Here is a 22,132-nt window from a genome sequence, read left to right as displayed (position 1 = left end):
TTACGCGGTGATTTTGCAAGCGGCTTTTACAGGGCCTGCGCCACGCGCTCGGCAATCGCCAGGCTGGCGGTAAGCCCTGGCGACTCTATGCCGAACAGATTGACCAAGCCTGGCAGGCCGTGATCATTGGGCGTTTGGATAATGAAGTCGGCCGCCGGTTCCCCCGGGCCTGCGAGTTTTGGCCGGATGCCGCTGTAGCCTGGCACCAGGCGCGCGCTGTCGATAGCGGGGAAATAGCGGCGGATGGCATCGGCGAACGGCTCACGCAGGTTTTCGTCAACCTGATAGTCGACCTGCGTGAGGTAGTGGGTATCCGGGCCGAAGCGCAGTTGGCCGCCAAGATCCAGGGTGGCGTGGATGCCAAGGCCGGTGGTGTTGGTTTCCGGCATCGGGTAGATCAGGTGCTGGAAGGGCGAGCGGCCGCTGTAGCTGAAATAGCGGCCCTGGCACAGATGCAGCGGCGGCACGTTCTGCAGGCCTTGGGTTTGCCTGGCCAGTTGCTGGGCGAACAGGCCGCCGGCATTGATCACTCGCTGGGCTTTGAGCTGGAACGGCTCGCCGCCGCTGTGGCCCGAGGCTATCCAGCCGTCGCCGTTTGCTTCGAGTCGCTCGACGCAGGTGTGCAATACCAGCTGCGCGCCACGGCTCTCTGCGGCGGCCAGCAGCGATTGCAGGTAGGCGTGGCTGTCGATAATCCCAGTGCTGGGCGAAAGCAGTGCGGCAACTCCGCGCACGGCGGGCTCAAGCTCATGCAGGCTTTTCTGCTCGAGAGGTTGCAGGTCATGCACGCCGCAGGCTTCAGCATTGCGTTGCAGCTGTTCGAGCTTGGTGATTTCCGCGCTTTCCACCGCCACCAGCAGCTTGCCGAGCTGGCGGTGCGCCACCTGATACTGGCGGCACCAGGCATACAGGCGTTCGCGGCCTTCCAGGCACAGTTCGGCCTTGAGCGAGCCGGGCGCGTAGTAGAGACCGGCGTGGATCACCTCGGAGTTGCGGCTGGAGGTGTGGCTGCCGATCAGGCTTTCCGCCTCGACTATCAAGGTACTCTGCCCCGGCGTGCTCAAGCGCGCGGCGCAGGCCAGCCCCAGAGCGCCTGCGCCGATAATCAGGGTGTCGATACTGTCCATGGTTTCCCGCTGCTTATTCTGTGATTGCTGTGCTGGTCGTTTGGGCGGAAACATGCCCTAACAGCCTATGCAGCCGATAGTCGGCACCTCTGATCGCCGCCGGTAGCCGCCCAGGCGGATGCCCGCCTATAATGCCAGCCTTTTTCCGTGGGCAATTTCTGGAGCTGGTGATGGCCGAACGTACGGCATCCGTCGAGCGCAATACCCTGGAGACCCAGATCAAGGTCTCGATCAACCTGGATGGGACTGGCAAGGCCAAGTTCGATATTGGCGTGCCATTCCTCGAGCACATGCTCGACCAGATCGCCCGCCATGGTTTGATCGACCTGGATATCGAGTGCAAGGGCGACCTGCATATCGACGACCACCACACCGTGGAAGACGTCGGTATCACCCTCGGCCAGGCGTTCACCAAGGCCATCGGCGACAAGAAAGGTATGACCCGTTACGGCCATTCCTACGTGCCGCTGGATGAAGCGCTGTCGCGCGTGGTGATCGACTTCTCCGGTCGTCCCGGCTTGCAGATGCACGTGCCGTTCACCCGCGCGGTGGTTGGCGGCTTCGATGTGGATCTGTTCCAGGAGTTCTTCCAGGGCTTCGTCAACCACGCGCTGGTGTCGCTGCACATCGACAACCTGCGCGGCACCAACACCCACCACCAGATCGAAACGGTATTCAAAGCCTTCGGCCGCGCGCTGCGCATGGCCGTCGAGCTGGACCCGCGCATGGCCGGGCAGATGCCGTCGACCAAGGGCTGCCTGTAAATGCAGACAGTTGCAGTAATCGACTACGGCATGGGCAACCTGCACTCGGTGGCCAAGGCCCTTGAGCACGTAGGTGCCGGCAAGGTGCTGGTGACCAGCGATGCCCAGGTGATTCGCGAAGCCGACCGCGTGGTATTCCCCGGCGTCGGCGCGATTCGCGATTGCATGGCCGAAATCAAGCGCCTGGGCTTCGACAGCCTGGTGCGTGAAGTCAGCGCGGATCGGCCGTTTCTCGGTATCTGCGTGGGTATGCAAGCGCTGCTGGAGCACAGTGAAGAGAACGACGGCGTTGATTGCATCGGTCTGTTCCCTGGCCAGGTGCGCTTCTTCGGCAAGGGCATGGTCGAAGACGGCGAGCCGCTGAAGGTGCCGCATATGGGCTGGAACGAGGTGGCGCAGTCGGTCAAACACCCGCTGTGGCACAACATCCCGGACCTGGCGCGCTTCTACTTTGTGCACAGCTATTACATCGAGGCCGGCAACCCCAAGCAGGTTGTCGGTCGCGGGCATTACGGCAAGGATTTCGCCGCAGCGTTGGCTGAAGGTTCGCGCTTTGCCGTGCAATTCCACCCGGAAAAGAGCCACACCCACGGCCTGCAGTTGCTGCAGAACTTCGCCGCCTGGGATGGTCGCTGGTAAATGAGCCGGGCCAAGAGCAAGCCGCCGCTGATGACCTTGAGCGCCGAGCAGGAGCGTGAAGCCTGCCTGGTGTTCAAGCGTTTTATGGCTGAGCGCTTCGAGCTTGAGCTGGGCAGCTTCGAGGCCGCCGAAGTGCTGGAGCTGTTTGCCCGCGAGATTGCACCGCACTACTACAACCGGGCGATTTTCGATGTGCAGACTCACCTGAAAGAACGGTTCGAGAGCATCGAAAGCGACCTCTGGGCGCTGGAAAAGAGCTGACCCACCGAATTCACACGACTTGAGCAGGTTCAACCGATGCTGATTATCCCCGCTATCGATCTGAAGGACGGCGCTTGCGTGCGTCTGCGCCAGGGCCGCATGGAAGACTCCACGGTGTTTTCCGATGACCCGGTGAGCATGGCCGCCAAGTGGGTCGAGGGCGGCTGCCGCCGTCTGCACCTGGTCGACCTCAACGGTGCCTTCGAAGGTCAGCCGGTCAACGGTGAAGTAGTCACCGCCATCGCCAAGCGCTACCCGCACCTGCCGATCCAGATCGGTGGCGGTATCCGCTCGCTGGAAACCATCGAGCATTACGTCAAGGCCGGCGTCAGCTACGTGATCATCGGCACCAAGGCCGTGAAAGATCCGGCGTTCGTTGCTGAAGCCTGTCGTGCTTTTCCGGGCAAAATTATCGTCGGCCTCGACGCCAAAGATGGTTTTGTCGCCACTGACGGCTGGGCTGAAATCAGCACCGTGCAAGTCATCGATCTGGCCAAGCAGTTTGAAGCAGACGGCGTGTCTTCGATCGTTTATACCGATATCGCCAAAGACGGCATGATGCAGGGCTGCAACATCGAAGCCACTGCGGCCCTGGCTGCGGCCAGCCGCATTCCGGTAATCGCCTCCGGCGGCATCCACAACTTGGGTGATATCGAGAAACTGCTGCTGGCGCGCTCGCCCGGCATCATCGGCGCGATCACCGGCCGGGCCATTTACGAAGGCACCCTGGATGTGGCCGAGGCCCAGGCCTTCTGCGATAACTTCAAGGGCTAAACCGTAGGGCGCGTGAAACCCGCCGCAATTGACGCAATCTTTATCGGTGGGTTGCACCCACCCTACGGGAGCTCCGTATGGCACTGGCTAAACGCATTATCCCCTGCCTCGACGTGGACAACGGCCGCGTGGTCAAGGGCGTGCAGTTCGAGAACATCCGCGACGCTGGCGACCCGGTGGAAATCGCCCGGCGTTACGATGAGCAGGGTGCCGACGAGATTACCTTTCTCGACATCACCGCCAGCAGTGATGGCCGCGACACCACGTTGCATACCGTGGAGCGCATGGCCAGCCAGGTGTTTATTCCGCTGACCGTGGGTGGCGGTGTGCGCACCGTGCAGGACATCCGCAACCTGCTGAATGCCGGTGCTGACAAGGTCTCGATCAACACCGCTGCGGTGTTTACTCCGGAGTTCGTCGGCGAAGCCGCCTCACGCTTTGGCTCGCAGTGCATCGTCGTCGCCATCGACGCCAAGAAAGTCTCCAAACCGGGCGAAACCCCGCGCTGGGAAATCTTCACCCACGGCGGGCGCAAACCCACCGGCCTGGATGCGGTGCTCTGGGCGAAGAAGATGGAAGACCTCGGCGCCGGCGAAATCCTCCTGACCAGCATGGATCAGGACGGCGTAAAGAGCGGTTATGACCTCGGCGTAACCCGCGCCATCAGCGAAATGGTCGGCATCCCGGTGATCGCCTCCGGTGGCGTCGGCAATCTGCAGCACCTGGCTGACGGCATTATTGAAGGCAAGGCCGCTGCGGTACTGGCTGCAAGCATCTTCCACTTCGGCGAATACACCGTGCCGGAAGCCAAGGCGTATATGGCTGCTCGCGGGATTGTCGTGCGCTAAACCTCGCTGGCCGGCAGCTCTGCCGGCCACTGCTGCGGGCGAGTCGACAGCAAAATGTCGACTAGCCCGCTAAAATCAGAATGTTTGCGCTCAGGTCGATGCATTGGGCATCCCTTTGAGCGCTCCTATTTCTAATAAATGGTTTTTCCATACACGGAGTTCTTATGCCCGCTATCCGGCTATTCACCGCGGTTTGGCTGTTGTGTGCTGTCAGCCTGGCTCGCGCAGAGCCTCTGGTTCTGCTTACCGAAAACCTGCCGCCGTTCAGCATGGCGGCCAGTGGTGGCAATTTTGCCAAGGATGCTGATGTGCAGGGCATTAGCAGCGATACGGTGCGTGCGCTGTGCAGCAAGGCGCAGCTTGAGTGCCAGATGATTCTGCGCTTCCCCTGGGATCGTCAGTACAAGCAGGCGCTCGAGAGCAAGGGTTATGGGGTGTTCTCCACTATTCGCACGGCGGAGCGTGAGTCGCTGTTCAAGTGGGTTGGGCCGATTGCGGTAAGCGATTGGGTGTTGCTAGCTAAGGCCGATAGCAGCATTACGTTGGACAGCCTGGAGCAGGCTGGTGCTTATCGGATCGGCGGTTATCGCGACGACGCGATTTCGCAATTTCTGATCGAGCGTGGCGTTACAGTGCAAACCAGCCTGCAGGACAAGGAAAATCTCAGCAAGCTGGAGAAGGATGTGATCGATCTGTGGGCCACCGATGAAGTCGGTGGGCGCTATATGGCCAAGCAGTCGCCACTGGGTGCGCTCAAGGTGGTGCATCGTTTCAACAGTGCCGACCTCTACTTGGCGCTGAATATAGAGACGCCCGATGATGTGGTGCAGAAGTTGCAGAAAGCCCTGGACGATATGCGCGCTCAAGGTGAGCTGGGTACGATCAAGGACGGTTATCTGTAAGCGTGTTGCTGCCGTACCTGCGCAAAACCTGGGCTGGGCTTAGTCGGACGTGCTGGGTATGCTTGTATGCTCAGCCCAACTATCGATGTGAGACATCATGTTCAAACAATTACTAGTCGCCCTCGCCGGCACAGTTATGGTGCTCGCGGGCAGTGCTCGGGCCGAAATTGACCCGAACTACCGCATGGTCCTGCTGACCGAGAATTTCCCGCCGTACAACATGGCGATCAACGGCAAGAACTTCGCCCAGGAAGACAATATCGACGGTATTGCCGTGGATATCATCCGCGAGATGTTCAAGCGCGCCGGTATTCAGTACAGCATGACCCTGCGTTTCCCTTGGGATCGCATCTACAAGCTGGCGCTGGACAAGCCTGGCTACGGCGTGTTTGTTGCGGCGCGGCTACCGGAGCGTGAGGCGCTGTTCAAATGGGTCGGCCCGATTGGCCCGGATGACTGGGTGCTGCTCGGCAAGGCCGACAGCAGCATTACCCTGAACAGCCTGGAAGACGCCAAGCAGTACAAGGTCGGTGCCTACAAGGGCGACGCGATTGCCGAGCACCTGGTGGAGAAAGGCCTGGAGCCGATTACTGCCCTGCGCGATACGGAAAACGCCAAGAAGCTGATGGCCGGTCAGATTGACCTGTGGGCAACCGGCGACCCTGCCGGCCGCTACCTGGCCAAGCAGGACGGTATTTCTGGCCTGAAAACCATTCTGCGTTTCGATAGTGCAGAGCTGTATCTGGCGCTGAACAAAGAGGTGCCGGACGAGGTTGTACAGAAGCTGCAAGCCGAGCTGGACAAGATGCGCAGCGAAGGCTTTGTCGACGATACCCTGAACAACTACCTGTAATACGTACACCAGCGGGTCGGCCACAAGCCAGCCCGCGGCCATGGATGGCTGACGCCACGTACCATACGTCGCCGGGATTCGCCCGAGCATGGATGCCGCTAGCCATAATCACAATTCATGCGAGCGGAATGACCTATGTTGAAAACCCTGAAAGCCAGCCTATTGTTCGGGCTTGTCCTGAGTGCCTGCGCAGCCCGTGCAGAGCTTCCAGCCGATTACAAAGTGGTGTTGCTGACCGAGAACTTCCCGCCATTCAACATGGCCGTGGATGACAAGAACTACGCCCGCGACGACGGTATCGATGGCATCAGCACTGAAGTCGTCCGTGAGATGTTCAAGCGCGCCGGCATCAATTACACCCTGACCCTGCGCTTCCCCTGGGATCGCTTGTATCGCCTGACCCTGGACAAGCCCAACTACGGTCTGTTCTCCACCACCTTCACTCCTGAGCGTCAGCCACTGTTCAAGTGGGTGGGGCCATTGGCCAAGACGGGTTGGGTGCTATTGGCTGCGCCGGGTAATAACTTGAGCGTCGCCAGTCTTAAGGACGCCGCTCAGTACCAGATCGGTGCCTACAAGAACGACGCGGTCAGCCAGCATCTGGAAAGCCAGGGGTTGAGCCCGATCAATGCGTTGCGTGATCAGGAAAACATCAAGAAGCTGCTCAGCGGCAAAATCGACCTGTGGGCCACCACTGACCCGGTCGGTCGCTACCTGGCCAAGCAGGAAGGCGTCAGCGGCCTGAATACCGCGCTGCGCTTCAACGAGGCGGAGCTGTATCTGGCGCTGAACAAGGACACCCCGGATGAGGTGGTGCAGCGTCTGCAGAAGGCGTTGGATGAACTGCGTGCCGAAGGCTTTATCGACGAAATGACCAATAACTACCTGTAACTTCAGGCGTTATTAAAAAGCCCGACCTTGAGTGATCAAGGTCGGGCTTTTTCTTGGCTATCTGTAGGAGCGGCCCATGGCCGCGATTGCGGGTTCGCGGGCATGGCCCGCTCCTACAGAGGGGGAGATCAGTCGCCGCGGGTAACGCTTAGGCCCTTGAGCAGGTTGAGGGCCTGGCTCAGCTGGTAGTCGTCATCCTGTGGGCGTGCCGGGGTGCTGCTTTTGCCCTTGCTGGGCTTGTCGGCGCCGCCGTTACCATTGCCCAGGTGACCTTGCAGGTCGGCTTCCTTGATGCCGCTTTCATCCTGCTCACGGGTGAGCTTGGCGCGCGCTACCTCGATGTCCGGGACGATGCCCTGAGCCTGGATCGAGCGGCCCTTGGGAGTGAAATACAGCGCGGTGGTGAGTTTCAGCGCGCGGTCATTGTTCAGTGGCAGCACGGTTTGCACCGAACCTTTGCCGAAGCTGTCGGTGCCCATCAGCACGCCGCGTTTGTGATCCTGCAGAGCGCCGGCGACAATCTCGGAGGCCGAGGCGCTGCCACCGTTGATCAACACCACCAGCGGCACGCCTTCGCTGGCGTCGGCCGGATCGGCATTGAAGCGCAGCTCGGAGTTGGTGATGCGCCCTTCGGTGTAGACGATCAGGCCCTTCTTGAGGAAATGGTCGGTGACCTCCACCGCCGCCTGCAGCACGCCGCCGGGGTTGTTGCGCAGGTCGAGGACCAGGCCGCGCAGCTTCTTGCCGTTGTCCTTGCGCAGCTTGGCCAGGGCTTTGCCGACTTCTTCGCCGCTGTTGACCTGGAACTGGGTGATGCGCACATAGCCGTAGCCGTCGTCGAGCAGCTGGCTTTTCACACTCTTGACCTTGATCACCGCGCGCGTCAGCTCGACATCGAAGGGCTTGCCGCCTTCGCGTACCAGGGTCAGCTCGATGTTGCTGCCAGCTTTGCCGCGCATCTTCTCGACGGCTTCCATCAACGACAAGCCCTTGGTGGGCTGGCCGTCGATCTTCACGATCAGGTCGCCCGGCTGGATGCCAGCAGCGGAGGCTGGTGTGTCATCGATTGGCGAGACCACTTTGAGAAAGCCGTCTTCGCTGCCGAGCTCGATGCCCAGACCGCCGAACTCGCCGCTGGTGCTTTCCTGCAGGTCGCGGAAGGCTTCCGGCTCCAGGTAGGCCGAGTGCGGGTCAAGGTTGCTGAGCATGCCCTTGATCGCGTTTTCCAGCAGAGTCTTGTCGCTGACCGGCTCGACATAGGCGGACTTGATGCGGTCCATCACTTCGGCAAAGGTGCGCAGGTCGTCCAGCGGCAGTGGCGCGCTGTCGTTGGCGGTGGCCGGTGCTGGCGCGGCAAATACGGCAGTGCTACCCAGCAGGGTAACGGCCAGCGCGAGGGCGGTGAGGCGGAACAGATGCGGCATGTCGAACTTACTCCTGTCCTAAAGCGGTAATCGCGACACTTATCCTTGTGCGCGGCACCATTGAGCGGGGTCGATCGGGCGGCCCTGCTGGCGAATTGCGAAATACAGTGCTGGGGTTTCCTGGCCGCCGCTGTTGCCAACGGTGGCGATGGCTTCGCCGGCTTTGACCACGTCGCCGGCATCCTTGAGCAGGCTCTGGTTATGCCCGTAGAGGCTCAAGTAGCCGTTGCCATGGTCGAGAATGACCAGAAGCCCGGCGCCACGCAACCAGTCGGCAAACACTACGCGGCCGCCATGCACGGCATGTACCTGGCTGCCAGCGGAGGCGCCGATCAGCACGCCATCCCATTTGGTACGAGCATCGCCACCGCGTGGTGTGCCGTAGCGGGCCACCAGGCGACCATCAACCGGCCAGGGCAATTTGCCCCGGGCCTTGGCGAATGGACCGCCAAAGCTGGCGCCAGAACTCACCAGTGGACCCGTCGGCGCCGGATTAGTGCTGCTGCGTGATTGTTCGCGTTCGGCGAGCAGGGCTTGCTGGCGCGCGGCTTCAGCTTCGCGAGCCTGGCGAGCGAGGGTTTCCTCGATGGTTTTCAGCACCCGCGCCAGGTTGGCCTGTTCCTGCTGGCGGGCCTTGAGCTTCTGGTCGCGGGCGGAGAATTCCGTGTTCAGCTTGGCCAGCGCCAGCTGACGCTCCTTGCGCACACTGGCGAGTTGTTCGCGGCGGCCATCCAGAGCGCTTTTCTGCTCCAGCAGCTGGCTTTGCTGGTTGGCGATATCCAGCTCGACATTGGCCAGCTGGCGCAGGGTTTCATTGAAGGCGGCGAGTTGTTCCATGCGCGCTTCGCTGAGGTAGTCGTAGTAAGTCAGGGTGCGCGAGAATTTTTCCGGGTTCTGCTGGTTGAGCAGCAGTTTGACGTATTCCTGGCGACCGCTCTGGTAGGCGGCGCGGGCCTGGATGCCGATCAGGCGCTGCTGTTCAAGGCGCGCGCCCTCGAGTTTTTTTTTCTCTTTATCGAGGCGCTGGATTTCCTCTTCGCTCTTTTTCAGGTCCTGCTGCAGGCCTTTGACCTGTTTCTCCAGCTGGCCCATCTCGCTTTCGGTTTTCTTCAGGTCTTTCTGCACGCCGGATTTTTCCTGCTGCAGCTTCTCCAGCAGTTGCTTCAGCTCGGCGACATCGGCGCGCGTGGCATCCAGTTGCTTCTGCGCATCGCTCTTCTCGTCGGCGAAGGCAGGCGGCAGCAGGAGGGTCAGGAAAATAAGGGCGAGGGCACGAAACATGGGGCTGGCAGCACCTGGGGCAAGGACGCGCCTAGTATGCCTAAAAAAACAGCGGCAAGCTGCATGTCATCAGCGCTGTGCGCGGGGCTGCACTTGCAGCGTGAGGTAGCCGGCAATTTGCCCGCAGGCCAGGCATTGCACCTGGCCGGCGGGCAGCAGCTTAGTTCAGCTCGACGATGCTGGTGCCGGTCATTTCCGCCGGTACCGGCAAGCCCATCAGGGTCAGTAGGGTCGGGGCTACGTCGGCCAGCACACCGCCAGCGCGAATGGTCGCCGGGCGCTTGCCGACATAGATAAACGGCACCGGCTCGCAGGTGTGTGCGGTGTGCGCCTGGCCGGTGCTTTCGTCGGCCATCTGCTCGACGTTGCCGTGGTCGGCGGTGATCAGCGCTTCGCCGCCGACTTTGTCCAGCGCGGCGACGATACGGCCGACGCAGCCGTCCAGGCATTCCACGGCGGCCACTGCGGCGGAAAACACGCCGGTGTGGCCGACCATGTCGCCGTTGGCGTAGTTGACGATGATCACGTCATAACGCTGGTTTTCGATGGCGTCGACAATTTTGTCGGTGACTTCCGGCGCGCTCATCTGCGGCTGCAGGTCATAGGTGGCGACGTTTGGCGAAGGGATCAGGATGCGTTCTTCACCGGCAAAGGGTTCTTCACGCCCGCCGGAGAAGAAGAAGGTAACGTGGGCGTATTTCTCGGTTTCGGCGATGCGCAGCTGGGTTTTGCCGTTGTTCGCCAGGTATTCGCCGAGCACATTGGTCAGGGCTTCCGGCTTGTAAGCGCTGGGTGTCGGGATGCTTGCGGCGTACTGGGTGAGCATGACGAAGCCGGCCAGTTGTGGCACGCGCGTGCGCTCGAACTCCTTGAAGCCCGGTTCGACAAAGGCGCGGGTCAGTTCGCGGGCACGGTCGGCGCGGAAGTTCATAAACACCACGGCGTCGCCGTCTTCCATTCGTACTGGCTCGCCAATGGTAGTGGCTTTGACGAACTCATCGCTTTCGCCACGCTCGTAGGCGGCCTGCAGGCCTTCCACGGCAGTGGCAGCGTTGAACTGGCCGTTACCGTCGACCAGCAATCCGTAGGCCTGCTCGACACGGTCCCAGCGGTTGTCGCGGTCCATGGCGAAGTAGCGGCCGCTGAGGCTGGCGATGCGGCCCTTGCCGAGCTTGGCGAAGGTGGCGTCGAGCAGCTCGATGGACGGCTGCGCGCTTTTCGGTGGCGTGTCGCGGCCGTCAAGGAAGGCATGCAGGTAGATACGCTCGGCACCGCGTTGGGCGGCCAGTTCGACCATGGCCGCCAGATGGTCCTGATGGCTGTGTACGCCGCCGTCGGAGAGCAAACCGAGGATATGCACGGCCTTGCCGGCGCTTACCGCCTTGTCCACAGCGCTGGTGATGGCTGGATTAGTGAAGAAATCGCCATCGCGAATCGCTTTGGTCACCCGGGTGAAATCCTGATACACCACGCGGCCCGCGCCGAGGTTCATATGGCCGACCTCGGAATTGCCCATCTGCCCGTCCGGCAGGCCCACGTCCATGCCTGAGCCCGAGATCAGTCCGTGGGGCTGGGTGGCGCGCAGATGGTCGTAGACCGGCGTGTTGGCCGCCATGATGGCGTTGGATTCGGGGCTGTCACTGTGGCCGAAGCCATCGAGGATGATCAGTACCAGGGGTTTGGGCGTGGCGCTCATAAAGCTGGTTCGCTCTGGGTCGATGGGCGGGAAACAAAGAATCGGTTCAACGTCTCGCGAGCTAGAGTCCTGCAAGGCAAAAACAGGCGAGGAAGCGGAGTGTACTTTTGTACATGAGCATTCCGAGGCTGTTTTTAACGCAGCAGGGCCGACGCGCAGCAGACTTTGAGCCGGTTCTGAGGCTGGGCATTTTACGGCCATGTGTGGCAAACGTCACCGCCGGGCGGGGTTTGGCCGACCTGTGCGGCTGTGTATACTGGCCGACATTTTACCGCCCCGGAACCGCACAATGCTTGCCAACTTGATTGAATTTGCCACTACCCACTATGTCCTGAGCGGTTTGTTCGCAACTTTGCTTGCGCTGCTGATCTTCACTGAAGCGCGCAAGGGCGGGCAGAGCCTGAGCAGCCGCGAGCTGACCGCACTGGTTAACAGCGAGCAGGGCGTGGTGCTGGATATTCGCGGGCAGAAGGACTTTTCTGCCGGGCATATCGTCGGCGCGCTGAATATCCCCTTTGAAAAGCTCGCTGGGCGTATGGTTGAGCTGGACAAGCACAAGGCCAAGACCATCATCGTGGTCGACGCCATGGGCCAGCACAGCGGCGGCGTTTGCCGTGACCTGAAAAAGGCCGGCTTCACCGCTGCCAAGCTGTCCGGCGGGATTGCCAGCTGGCGTGGCGACAACCTGCCATTGGTGAAGTGAGATGCAGCCTGTCGTCATCTATTCCAGCGATTGGTGCCCGTACTGCATCCGCGCCAAACAACTGCTGACGCACAAAGGCGTGGCCTTTAACGAGATCAAGGTTGATGGCAAACCGGATGTGCGTGCTGAAATGACCCGCAAGGCGCGGCAGACCTCGGTGCCGCAGATCTGGATCGGCGACACCCACGTGGGTGGTTGCGATGATCTTTACGCCCTGGAACGCGCGGGCAAGCTCGACGCGCTGCTTAAGGCTTAATTCCCTGTTTACCCGTACCTAACGACAAGAAGGCTTTGCCATGACAGAACAAGCTAGCAACGGCGCCGCTCAGGGCGAACAAAACCCACAATTCTCCCTGCAGCGTATCTATGTACGTGACCTGTCCTTCGAAGCGCCGAAGAGCCCGGAAATCTTCCGTCAGGAGTGGGCGCCTAGCGTCGCCATGGACCTCAACACCCGTCAGAAGGCGCTGGACGGCGACTTCCACGAAGTGGTGCTGACCCTCTCGGTAACCGTGAAGACTGGCGAAGAAACCGCCTTTATCGCTGAAGTTCAGCAGGCCGGTATCTTCCTGATCAAGGGGCTGGACGCGGCTTCCATGAGCCACACCCTGGGCGCGTTCTGCCCGAACATCCTCTTCCCCTATGCCCGCGAAACCCTGGACAGCCTGGTTGTGCGTGGCTCGTTCCCGGCGCTGATGCTGGCTCCGGTGAACTTCGACGCCCTCTACGCCCAGGAACTGCAGCGTATGCAGCAGGCCGGCGAAGTGGCCACCGCACACTAAGGTTTGCGGTTGGAACAAAAAACGCCCTACGGGGCGTTTTTTATGGGCTGCCATCCCTGGCGGCCACCCTGCAGGCCGTCGCTGCGCGACGTTAAAAATTGCTCCCGGCAATTTTTTATGGGCGCTACTGTGCGTCGGCAAAACCTTGCTGACGCCAGGCTTCATAGACCGCCACGGCGACGGTATTGGACAGGTTCAGGCTGCGGCAGCCTTCGCGCATCGGCAGGCGCAGGCGTTGTTCGGGCGGCAGGCTGTCGCGAATCTCCTGAGGCAGGCCGCGGCTTTCCGGGCCAAACAGGAACGCATCGCCAGGCTGATAGCTAACGTCGTGGAACGCCTGTGAACCCTTGGTGGTAAAGGCAAACACGCGCGGCTGGCCGATGCTGGCCAGGCAGCTGTCGAGGTCGGCGTGGCGCTGCAGGGTGGCGTATTCGTGGTAATCCAGGCCGGCGCGGCGCAGGCGTTTGTCATCCAGTTCGAAGCCCAGCGGCTCGATCAGGTGCAGGTGGCAGCCGCTGTTGGCGCAGAGCCTGATAATGTTGCCGGTATTGGGCGGTATTTCCGGTTGAAAAAGGATGACGTGAAACATGCGCGGCTCCGAGCTTGAAGACGAGCAGCATTCTACAGACCCGCGCCCCCGTCCGTGGGTGCGGGTGATTGCTTCATTGGCGGTGTTTGGTTTTTTAATCGGTTTGATGATTGGTCGGCTGTTGCAGCCGGACCCGCTGTGGCTTGAGCGCGTGGATGTGGTCGAGCAGGGCCTTGAGCTGTGGTTCAACGTCGAGCCAGTGCCGCGCGAGGAGCATGCCGACGGTGTGTTTATCCTGCGCCTGCAGAGTTTTGGCCGCCAGCAACAGGGCCAGCTGCACGTGCAGGGAAGGTTGGCCAATTGGCGTTTGCAGCGCGAGCGAAGGGATTTGTTGCTGAGGGTGGTGGCAGCCCGTCCATTGCGCGGTGAGTGGCGCGCTGAGGAAGTGGACGGGCGCTGGCGGCTGGTAGTCAGCCTGGTGGAGCAATAAAAGAGGGGAATCCCCGGCCTGCCTGTACCAAGGTCCCCAAAACTGGGATTACTTGAGTCTATGCAGGCTGTGTGCCAGTTTTGTTACGTTGGCTGCAGGCCGCGTAAATGCTGGGTTTCAGCGGTTGTCTAGGGTGCTGCTGGCGCGACGCAGGCGCTGGGATGTGAACCGTCGCTGTGCACAGGGTCGATGCCGGTGCATTGCTCTGGCGCATTCTCAGGTTGTTTACCGGTGTAAATAAAAACGGGCCCTGGTGGGCCCGTTTTGCGTCCAGTGCGGCGTGAGCGGTTTAGTCGTCGCTGTCCTCGTCATCGGCGCTTTCGACGTTCATGCCCAGTTCCTTGATCTTGCGGGTCAGGGTGTTGCGGCCCCAGCCCAGTAGCACGGCGGCGTCGCGGCGGCGGCCGGCGGTGTGCTTGAGGGCGGTCTCGATCATGATCCGCTCGAAGGCCGGCACGGCGGTATCCAGCAGGCTGGACTGACCGCGGCCCAGCGCCTGATCGGCCCATTGGCGCAGCGCCTGTTCCCAGTTGCTCACCGGTGCGCTTTCCTGCGGCTGGCTGAGCAGCTCCGGCGGCAGGTCGTCGACATGCACCTCACGGCCCGAGGCCATCACGGTGATCCAGCGGCAGGTGTTCTCCAGCTGGCGCACGTTGCCTGGCCACGGCAGCTGCTGCAGGTAGTCTTCGGTTTCGCTTTTCAGCAGCTTGGGCTCGACCGCCAGCTCCAGCGCGGCGCGGCTAAGGAAGTGCCGGGCCAGGGTCGGAATGTCTTCGCGGCGATCCGACAGGCGCGGGATATGAATGCGGATCACGTTAAGGCGGTGGAACAGGTCTTCACGGAACTTGCCGGCCTGCACCAGGCTTTCCAGGTTCTGGTGGGTGGCAGCGATGATGCGCACATCGACCTTTACCGGCGTGTGGCCGCCGACCCGGTAGAACTCGCCGTCGGCCAGTACGCGCAACAGGCGAGTCTGGGTATCGGCCGGCATATCGCCGATTTCATCGAGAAACAGCGTGCCGCCATCGGCCTGTTCGAAACGCCCGCGACGCTGGTTGGCTGCACCGGTAAAAGCGCCTTTTTCATGGCCGAACAGCTCGGATTCCATCAGGTCCTTGGGAATCGCCGCCATGTTCAGCGCGATAAACGGCGAGGCGGCGCGTGGGCTGTGGCGGTGCAGGGCGTGGGCCACGAGTTCTTTGCCGGTACCGGATTCGCCGTTGATCAGCACGGTGATATTGGAGTGCGAGAGACGGCCGATGGCGCGGAACACCTCCTGCATGGCCGGCGCTTCGCCGATGATCTCCGGCGTACGTGGCTGCTCGACCGGAACGGCCAGGCTCTGCTGCTCCTGCGCATGCATATTGGCGCGCTTGACCAGCGACACCGCCTCGTCGACGTCGAACGGCTTGGGCAGGTATTCGAACGCGCCGCCCTGGTAGGACGCCACGGCGCTGTCCAGGTCGGAATGCGCGGTCATGATGATCACCGGCAGGCGCGGGTACAGCTCGCGGATGCGCGCCAGCAGATCAAGGCCGCTGGCCCCCGGCATACGGATATCGGAAATGATCACATCGGGTTGCTGACGGCTCAGGCGGCTGAGCACGCCATCGGCGCTGTCGAAGCTCTGGGTGGTCATACCTTCCTGTTGCAGGGCTTTTTCCAGGACCCAGCGGATGGAGCGGTCGTCATCGACAATCCAGACGGTTTCACTGCGACTCATGACGGAGTTACTCCTTGTTCCAGCGGCAGGAAGATCGAGAACACGGTGTGGCCAGGATGGCTCTCGCACTCGATCAAACCTTGGTGCTGACTAATGATGTTCTGGGTAATGGCCAGGCCCAGGCCGGTGCCGTCGGCACGCCCGCTGACCATGGGGTAGAAGATGGTTTCCTGCAGCTCGGCCGGAATGCCCGGGCCGTTGTCGATGATTTCGATCTTGGTCACCAGGCGATGGCGACAATGGCCGATGGTGAACTGGCGCAGGGTGCGGGTGCGCAGGGTGATGCGGCCCAGGCGCAGTTCGTTCTGCGCGCCGATTGCCTGCATGGCGTTGCGCACGATATTGAGCACGGCCTGGATCATCTGCTCGCGATCGATCAATACGTCGGGAATGCTCGGGTCGTAATCGCGCACCAAAATGATGCTGCCCTGGCTTTCTGCCTCGACCAGGCTGCCGACCCGTTCCAGCACTTCGTGGACGTTGGTCATCGCCAGCGACGGCAGCTTGTTCGAGCCGAGCATGCGGTCGACCAGGTTTCTCAAGCGGTCGGCTTCTTCGATGATGACGTTGGTGTAGTCCTTGAGGTCTTGGTTCGGCAGCTCGCGGGCCAGTAACTGGGCGGCGCCGCGAATGCCGCCGAGCGGGTTCTTGATCTCATGGGCCAGGCCGCGCACCAGCAGTTTGGTGGTTTCCTGCTTGGACAGTTGCGCCTCTTCCTTGGTGATGCGCAGCAGGCGGTCGCGCGGGTGCACCTCCAGCAGCAGCAGGGTTTCGCCGCGATTGAGGATCGGCGTCACCGCGTAATCGACGGTGAGGGTCTGGCCGGTGACGGCGGTCAGCACCGCCTCGCGCTTGTTGAACGGATGCGCCTCTTCGACGGCCTGGCGTAGCGCGCTCAGGGCCTCGGCCGATTCGGTGAACAGCTCGCTGATGAATTGCCCATGGCTGCGCTGGCCGCTGACGGCCAGGAGCATTTCCGCCGCCGGGTTCATGTACTCCAGACGCAGCTCGGCGTTGAGCAGCAGGGTGGCGGTGGTCAGGTTGTCCAGTAGCAGGCGGTGCAGTGCGTCATTGATAGTCATAGGCAGAGGCTTCCGGCAATGCAGCAGGAAAATGCAAGAAGCAAACCAAAGCCCCGAAAAGGCGCGCGGAATCAGCGATGGCGGCAAATTGGGGGAGATTCGGTTCGGCAGCCGGGCGCGCGGGCGAACCAAAACAGGGAAAGTATAGTGGCTGCTGCGGCATTACGCACCAATATGGTGCGCTGTTTGCGCGATCAGATAAAGGGCACGAAGGGGATGTCGCGCTTCTGCGCCGGCTTGTCCTTGAGGGGACATTCCGGGCGCACGCCGTAATCGTCTTGCTTGCAGGGTTTGACCAGGCGTTTCTGCACCATGGAAATACGCAGCATATGCAGCGGCTGGCTGGGGGTGCGTTCCAGGGTTCGGCCGTGAGCGTCGAGGATTTCCACGGCCAACTGGTGGGTGCCACGGTCGATGTTCTCCAGCGCAAAAACCGGGCTGCGTCCGCCTTCGCCGCGTGCCTGGCCGTCCAGCAGCAGGCGAAAGCGGTGGCCGCTGTGCAGTGCCGGCTCGCTGGTGGCGGTGACGATCAGGCTGCCGGCGTTGTCGCGGATGGTCGCATCGGGCAGCGGCAGCAGAATGCGCAGCATCCGGTAGGCTGGCGCGGGTGTCGACGAGGCGGCCGCAGCCGCGGGCGGGGTGCTGGCGGGCAGGCTCATGTTATTGGTCGCGGGCAGTTCAACGCGTTCAGCATTGTCGCTGGTGGGGCGGTCGGTGAAGACGCGGTTGCCGTCCGCGTCGACATAGGTATAGACCTGGGCGGCAGCCGGCAGGCCAATCAGTAACAGGCAGAGCAGCAGGATGCGCATGGGTCAGGGGGCCGGCTTGGGAGGCGTTGCTGGCGGGCGTAGCGCCGGGCTGCTGGTATTGACCCGCTGCACGGTGAAGGTGACGCTGGCGCTCTGTTGGATCGACTCGTCGCCGCTCAGCACTTCAACCGCCAGGCTGTGTTCGCCGCGGTCGAGATTGATCAATTGCAGGCGCGGTACATTGCTCGGTTGGCCGTAGGGTTGGCCATCGAGCAGCAGGCGCAGGCGGTGGCTGGGGGCCAGGCGTGGCTCCAGCTCGACGCCGACGCTGAAGGTGCCGTTGTTGGCGCGCAAGGCTTCAGCGCTGGGCAGGTCGGTGAGTTGCAGGGTGCTATAGGGCGCTTCCCGCTCGGCCTCGCGGCTGCCGCTGGCCGGTACGCTCGGTGCGGACATCTCGACAGTATTGGTGGTCGGCAGCTCGATGCTTTGTGCCGCCTGGCCTTCCGGTGGCTGGTCGGTAAACACCGTGTTGCCGTTGGCGTCGGTGTACTTGTAAATCTGTGCGCTGGCCGGCAAGGCCAGGGCCAGCAGCAGGCAGGTGAGTATTCGGCGCATGGCCAGACTCCCGGTGGATGTATGGCTAAGACTTGCATTGGCGGGGCGCGCTGGCAAGGGCGCTGATGTGGCGATCGTGACGGGCGCAACAAATTGGCTGCTCCGCGTAAGCGTTCGCTGAGCGGCCACAAAAAAGGCCACCCGAAGGTGGCCTCTGGTCTTGCCTGCGGGCTTAGACGCTGTAGTACAGGTCGTATTCCAGCGGGTGAACGAAGGTGCGAACCTTGATTTCTTCTTCGCTCTTCAGCTCGAGGTAAGCGTCGATGAAGTCGTCGGAGAACACGCCGCCCTTGGTCAGGAACGCGCGGCCCTTGTCCAGCTCTTCCAGGGCTTCTTTCAAGCTGCCGCAGACTTGCGGGATCAGCTTGCCTTCTTCCGGTGGCAGGTCATACAGGTTCTTGTCCGCCGCGTCGCCGGGGTGGATCTTGTTCTGGATGCCGTCCAGGCCGGCCATCAGCAGCGCGGCGAAGGCCAGGTACGGGTTGGCAGCCGGATCCGGGAAGCGTGCTTCGATGCGGCGGGCTTTCGGGCTCGACACATACGGGATACGGATCGAGGCGGAGCGGTTACGTGCCGAGTAGGCCAGCATTACCGGTGCTTCGAAGCCCGGAACCAGACGTTTGTAGGAGTTGGTCGAGGGGTTGGTGAAGCCGTTCAGCGCCTTGCCGTGCTTGATGATGCCGCCGATGAAGTACAGGGCGGTATCGGACAGGCCGGCATAGCCTTCGCCGGCGAAGGTGTTCTTGCCGTCTTTGCTGATCGACAGGTGCACGTGCATGCCTGAACCGTTGTCACCGTACAGTGGCTTCGGCATAAAGGTAGCGGTCTTGCCGTAGGCATCGGCGACGTTGTGCACGCAGTATTTCAGGGTCTGAACTTCGTCAGCCTTTTTCACCAGGGTGTTGAACTGCACGCCGATTTCGTTCTGGCCGGCAGTTGCCACTTCGTGGTGGTGTACTTCGATGACCAGGCCCATTTCTTCCATGGCATTACACATGGCGGTGCGGATTTCGTGGTCGTGGTCGAACGGCGGAACCGGGAAGTAGCCGCCTTTGACGCCTGGACGGTGGCCCTTGTTGCCGCCTTCGACGTCCTGGTCGGACATCCAGGAGCCCTGTTCGGAGTAGATCTTGAACATGGAGCCGGAGATGTCGGACTTGAACTTCACTTCGTCGAAGATGAAGAACTCGGGCTCCGGGCCAACGAACACGGTGTCGCCGATGCCGGTGGACTTGAGGTATTCCTCGGCGCGAGCGGCGATCGAGCGCGGGTCGCGATCGTAGCCCTGCATGGTGCTCGGCTCGACGATGTTGCAGACCAGGATCAGGGTCGGCTCTTCGGTGAAGGGGTCGAGTACGGCAGTGTCGTCGACCGGCATCAGGATCATGTCGGAGGCTTCGATGCCTTTCCAGCCATGAATGGAGGAGCCGTCGAACATCTTGCCGATTTCGAAAAAATCATCATCCAGTGCGTCACGCGCGGGCATGGTGATGTGGTGCTGCTTGCCCTTGGTGTCAGTGAAGCGCAGGTCAACCCACTTCACGTCGTGTTCTTTGATCAGTTGAATCGACTTCGACATGCTGTCCTCCAGGTGGATAAGGCTCGGAATGGTGAGCCCTCGATAATAGGGTGCGGTCCGGCGCGATAGTCCGCCAGGATAACCTGCCTCACAAGGGAGCAAATTGCATGCCAGTGCACGGGAATGGGTTGGGCGGCTGAAACTCAGGCATGACGGGGCCTGCGAGTAGCCAGGACGATATTCTGCGCACCAAAATAGGTCACTGATGCCTTGCGATGCACCAGTAAGGTGCGCAATACCGGGGCAATGGTATTTTTGATCAAAGCTTGCACAATTTCCGCTATAATCCGCGCCCCTGTTTTCTTAGCCGTCTCGGTATGCGCCGTTTTAATGAAACTGATCGTTAAAGTCTTTCCGGAAATCACCATCAAAAGCCGGCCGGTGCGTAAGCACTTTATCCGGCAGTTGGCGAAGAACATCCGCTCGGTGCTGCGCGATCTCGATCCGCAGCTGCTGGTCAGTGGCGTGTGGGACAACCTGGAAGTCGAGACTCGGGTCAGCGAGGCGAAGACGCTGCAGGCGATGATCGAGCGGCTCAGCTGCACTCCCGGCATCACTCATTTTCTCCAGGTCGACGAATACCCGCTGGGCGACTTCGACGACGTGCTGGACAAATGCAAGCAGCACTTCGGCGACCGCTTGCCGGGCAAGATCTTCGCCGTGCGCTGCAAGCGTGCCGGCAAGCACGCCTTCAGTTCCATGGACATCGAGCGCTATGTCGGCAGCCAGTTGCGCCAGCAGTGCGGCGCCGCCGGCATCGACCTGAAGCAGCCCGAAGTCGAAGTGCGCATGGAGATCCGCGACCAGCGCCTGTTCGTCATCCATAACCAGCACCAGGGCCTGGGCGGTTACCCGCTGGGTTCGCTGGAGCAGACCCTGGTGCTGATGTCCGGCGGTTTCGATTCCACGGTCGCCGCCTACCAGATGATGCGCCGCGGTCTGGTCACCCACTTCTGCTTCTTCAACCTGGGCGGCCGTGCCCACGAGTTGGGCGTCATGGAAGTGGCGCATTACCTGTGGCAGAAGTTCGGCCGTTCCCAGCGCGTGCTGTTTATCAGCGTGCCCTTCGAGGAAGTGCTCGGCGAGATTCTCGGCAAGGTCGACAACAGCCAGATGGGCGTGATCCTCAAGCGCATGATGCTGCGCGCCGCCACGCACATGGCCGAGCAGCTGCAGATCAATGCCCTGGTCACCGGCGAGGCGATTTCTCAGGTCTCCAGCCAGACCCTGCCCAACCTCTCGGTGATCGACTCGGCCACCGACATGCTGGTGCTGCGCCCGCTGATCGCCAGCCACAAGCAGGACATCATCGACACCGCCACGGCCATCGGCACCGCCGAGTTCGCCAGGCACATGCCCGAGTATTGCGGCGTGATCTCGGTGAATCCGACCACCCGGGCGAAAAAAGAGCGTATCGAACATGAGGAGCGCCAGTTCGATATGGCGGTTCTCCAGCGCGCCCTCGAGCGCGCGACCTTGCTGCCGATCGACAAGGTGATCGACGAGCTGGGCAAGGACGTCAAGGTCGAGGAAGTCAGCGAAGCCCTGACCAGTCATGTCATCATTGACATCCGTCACCCGGATAACGCCGAAGAGCAGCCATTAGAGCTGCCCGGTATCGAAGTGCAAACGCTGCCGTTCTATGCCTTGAACAGCCGCTTCAAAGAGCTGGATGCCAATCGCCAATACCTGCTGTATTGCGACAAGGGCGTCATGAGTCGTTTGCATGCCCACCATCTGCTTAGCGAGGGGTATGCCAATGTGCGCGTTTATCGTCCGGCATAAGACGCCCGGGTTGAATGGCGGCAGCATCCGCCATCGCCCTCCCGACCTGCAGGCGGGGTAAAAGCCGCTGCGCTTTTGCACCGTCTGGCCGAATTCGTATTTAGTTAATATCTGCCGCGTAAACTATGCGGCAAACCGAATCCTCTGATCGAGATACACCAGTGATCGAAAAACTACGCAACATCGCCATCATCGCCCACGTCGACCATGGCAAGACCACTCTGGTTGACGCCCTCTTGCGTCAGTCCGGCACCCTCGAGCGCAACGAGCTCGACACCGAGCGCCTGATGGACAGCAACGACCAGGAAAAAGAGCGCGGCATTACCATCCTGGCGAAAAACACCGCGATCAACTGGAATGGCCACCACATCAATATCGTCGACACCCCCGGCCACGCCGACTTCGGCGGTGAAGTCGAGCGCGTGATGTCGATGGTCGACTCGGTGCTGCTGGTGGTCGATGCACAGGACGGCCCGATGCCGCAAACCCGCTTCGTGACCCAGAAAGCCTTCCAGGCTGGCCTGCGTCCGATCGTGGTGGTGAACAAGGTCGACCGTCCGGGCGCACGTCCGGATTGGGTGGTCGAGCAGATCTTCGACCTGTTCGACAACCTCGGCGCCACCGAAGAGCAACTG

The 22,132-nt window shown here is 61.5% G+C and carries 24 protein-coding genes; 14 read left to right on the top strand and 10 right to left on the bottom strand.

The features are described from left to right. Positions 1-26: 26 nt before the first annotated feature. Positions 27-1,127: an NAD(P)/FAD-dependent oxidoreductase gene (locus tag Q8O69_RS15475; protein ID WP_305593151.1), complete on the bottom strand. Its 1,101-nt coding sequence runs from the start codon at positions 1,125-1,127 to the stop codon at positions 27-29. 170 nt (positions 1,128-1,297) lie between these two features. On the opposite strand from Q8O69_RS15475, the gene hisB reads away from it, so the two are divergent. The 8 genes from hisB (at position 1,298) to Q8O69_RS15435 (ending at position 7,059) form a co-directional block, all read left to right on the top strand. Continuing rightward, the gene (gene hisB, locus Q8O69_RS15470) at positions 1,298-1,891 is read left to right on the top strand and encodes an imidazoleglycerol-phosphate dehydratase HisB (RefSeq protein ID WP_305593150.1); all 594 of its coding nucleotides are present in this window, start codon (positions 1,298-1,300) and stop codon (positions 1,889-1,891) included. Next, positions 1,892-2,530 carry an imidazole glycerol phosphate synthase subunit HisH gene (gene hisH / locus Q8O69_RS15465; protein ID WP_305593149.1) on the top strand — a complete coding sequence of 213 codons (639 nt, stop codon included), beginning with the start codon at positions 1,892-1,894 and terminating at the stop codon, positions 2,528-2,530. Beyond that, positions 2,531-2,791 (top strand): DUF2164 domain-containing protein, encoded by a 261-nt coding sequence (locus tag Q8O69_RS15460; protein WP_305593148.1) that lies wholly within the window; start codon positions 2,531-2,533, stop codon positions 2,789-2,791. 36 nt (positions 2,792-2,827) lie between these two features. Further along, positions 2,828-3,565, top strand: coding sequence for a 1-(5-phosphoribosyl)-5-[(5-phosphoribosylamino)methylideneamino]imidazole-4-carboxamide isomerase (hisA, locus tag Q8O69_RS15455; RefSeq protein ID WP_305593147.1), 738 nt, complete (start codon positions 2,828-2,830; stop codon positions 3,563-3,565). A gap of 77 nt (positions 3,566-3,642) precedes the next feature. Next, on the top strand, positions 3,643-4,413 hold the full coding sequence (gene hisF, locus Q8O69_RS15450; RefSeq protein WP_305593146.1) for an imidazole glycerol phosphate synthase subunit HisF: 771 nt from the start codon (positions 3,643-3,645) through the stop codon (positions 4,411-4,413). Between the two features lie 164 nt (positions 4,414-4,577). Next, positions 4,578-5,315, top strand: a complete 738-nt coding sequence (locus tag Q8O69_RS15445; protein WP_275962179.1) for an ABC transporter substrate-binding protein — start codon at positions 4,578-4,580, stop codon at positions 5,313-5,315. Positions 5,316-5,412: 97 nt separating this feature from the next. Further along, entirely contained in the window at positions 5,413-6,168 is a 756-nt protein-coding gene (locus Q8O69_RS15440; RefSeq protein WP_305593145.1) for an ABC transporter substrate-binding protein, read from the top strand. A gap of 135 nt (positions 6,169-6,303) precedes the next feature. Then, the gene (locus Q8O69_RS15435; RefSeq protein ID WP_305593144.1) at positions 6,304-7,059 is read left to right on the top strand and encodes an ABC transporter substrate-binding protein; all 756 of its coding nucleotides are present in this window, start codon (positions 6,304-6,306) and stop codon (positions 7,057-7,059) included. A 128-nt stretch (positions 7,060-7,187) separates the two neighbouring features. Here Q8O69_RS15435 and Q8O69_RS15430 read toward each other — a convergent pair whose 3' ends face one another. From Q8O69_RS15430 to gpmI, 3 genes are all read right to left on the bottom strand, one after another. Then, positions 7,188-8,483 carry a S41 family peptidase gene (locus Q8O69_RS15430; RefSeq protein ID WP_305593143.1) on the bottom strand — a complete coding sequence of 432 codons (1,296 nt, stop codon included), beginning with the start codon at positions 8,481-8,483 and terminating at the stop codon, positions 7,188-7,190. 39 nt (positions 8,484-8,522) lie between these two features. After that, entirely contained in the window at positions 8,523-9,764 is a 1,242-nt protein-coding gene (locus Q8O69_RS15425) for a murein hydrolase activator EnvC (RefSeq protein WP_305593142.1), read from the bottom strand. Positions 9,765-9,924: 160 nt separating this feature from the next. Continuing rightward, complete coding sequence (gene gpmI, locus Q8O69_RS15420) at positions 9,925-11,460, bottom strand: 2,3-bisphosphoglycerate-independent phosphoglycerate mutase (RefSeq protein ID WP_305593141.1); 1,536 nt, start codon at positions 11,458-11,460, stop codon at positions 9,925-9,927. Positions 11,461-11,749: 289 nt separating this feature from the next. Between gpmI and Q8O69_RS15415 the strand changes: the two genes are divergently transcribed. Genes Q8O69_RS15415 through secB form a run of 3 tightly spaced genes read left to right on the top strand, consistent with a single transcriptional unit; the run spans position 11,750 to position 12,945 of the window. Next, positions 11,750-12,163, top strand: a complete 414-nt coding sequence (locus Q8O69_RS15415) for a rhodanese-like domain-containing protein (RefSeq protein WP_305593140.1) — start codon at positions 11,750-11,752, stop codon at positions 12,161-12,163. 1 nt (position 12,164) lies between these two features. Then, positions 12,165-12,419 (top strand): glutaredoxin 3, encoded by a 255-nt coding sequence (gene grxC, locus Q8O69_RS15410; RefSeq protein ID WP_090254765.1) that lies wholly within the window; start codon positions 12,165-12,167, stop codon positions 12,417-12,419. A 40-nt stretch (positions 12,420-12,459) separates the two neighbouring features. Further along, a complete protein-coding gene (gene secB / locus Q8O69_RS15405) occupies positions 12,460-12,945 on the top strand; it encodes a protein-export chaperone SecB (protein ID WP_275962187.1) in 486 nt (161 codons plus the stop codon). 124 nt (positions 12,946-13,069) lie between these two features. Here the strand turns inward: secB and trmL are convergent, their stop codons facing one another. After that, a complete protein-coding gene (gene trmL / locus Q8O69_RS15400; protein WP_167146493.1) occupies positions 13,070-13,534 on the bottom strand; it encodes a tRNA (uridine(34)/cytosine(34)/5-carboxymethylaminomethyluridine(34)-2'-O)-methyltransferase TrmL in 465 nt (154 codons plus the stop codon). Between trmL and Q8O69_RS15395 the strand changes: the two genes are divergently transcribed. Continuing rightward, complete coding sequence (locus Q8O69_RS15395) at positions 13,533-13,964, top strand: hypothetical protein (protein ID WP_305593139.1); 432 nt, start codon at positions 13,533-13,535, stop codon at positions 13,962-13,964. The two genes, trmL and Q8O69_RS15395, sit on opposite strands and share 2 nt — an antisense overlap. Positions 13,965-14,253: 289 nt before the next feature. Here the strand turns inward: Q8O69_RS15395 and ntrC are convergent, their stop codons facing one another. From ntrC to glnA, 5 genes are all read right to left on the bottom strand, one after another. Next, positions 14,254-15,687, bottom strand: coding sequence for a nitrogen regulation protein NR(I) (gene ntrC / locus Q8O69_RS15390; protein ID WP_090254813.1), 1,434 nt, complete (start codon positions 15,685-15,687; stop codon positions 14,254-14,256). Continuing rightward, positions 15,684-16,769 (bottom strand): nitrogen regulation protein NR(II), encoded by a 1,086-nt coding sequence (gene glnL, locus Q8O69_RS15385; protein ID WP_305593138.1) that lies wholly within the window; start codon positions 16,767-16,769, stop codon positions 15,684-15,686. Before glnL ends, ntrC begins: the two co-directional genes overlap by 4 nt. A gap of 194 nt (positions 16,770-16,963) precedes the next feature. Then, on the bottom strand, positions 16,964-17,578 hold the full coding sequence (locus Q8O69_RS15380; RefSeq protein ID WP_305593137.1) for a DUF4124 domain-containing protein: 615 nt from the start codon (positions 17,576-17,578) through the stop codon (positions 16,964-16,966). A 3-nt stretch (positions 17,579-17,581) separates the two neighbouring features. Further along, on the bottom strand, positions 17,582-18,133 hold the full coding sequence (locus tag Q8O69_RS15375) for a DUF4124 domain-containing protein (RefSeq protein ID WP_305593136.1): 552 nt from the start codon (positions 18,131-18,133) through the stop codon (positions 17,582-17,584). 172 nt (positions 18,134-18,305) lie between these two features. Further along, complete coding sequence (glnA, locus tag Q8O69_RS15370) at positions 18,306-19,712, bottom strand: glutamate--ammonia ligase (RefSeq protein WP_305593135.1); 1,407 nt, start codon at positions 19,710-19,712, stop codon at positions 18,306-18,308. 330 nt (positions 19,713-20,042) lie between these two features. Here glnA and thiI point away from each other — a divergent pair, with 330 nt between their 5' ends. Both thiI and Q8O69_RS15360 read left to right on the top strand, forming a co-directional pair. Next, positions 20,043-21,497, top strand: a complete 1,455-nt coding sequence (thiI, locus tag Q8O69_RS15365; protein WP_305593134.1) for a tRNA uracil 4-sulfurtransferase ThiI — start codon at positions 20,043-20,045, stop codon at positions 21,495-21,497. A gap of 161 nt (positions 21,498-21,658) precedes the next feature. Beyond that, positions 21,659-22,132: GTP-binding protein (locus tag Q8O69_RS15360; RefSeq protein WP_305593133.1), on the top strand; the 474-nt coding region annotated here is incomplete at its 3' end.

Source organism: Pseudomonas sp. (genome assembly GCF_030690725.1).
In the GTDB taxonomy this organism is placed as follows: domain Bacteria; phylum Pseudomonadota; class Gammaproteobacteria; order Pseudomonadales; family Pseudomonadaceae; genus Aquipseudomonas.
Note: the sequence above shows the minus strand (reverse complement) of the source record. Positions and strands in the feature narration are given on the sequence as shown.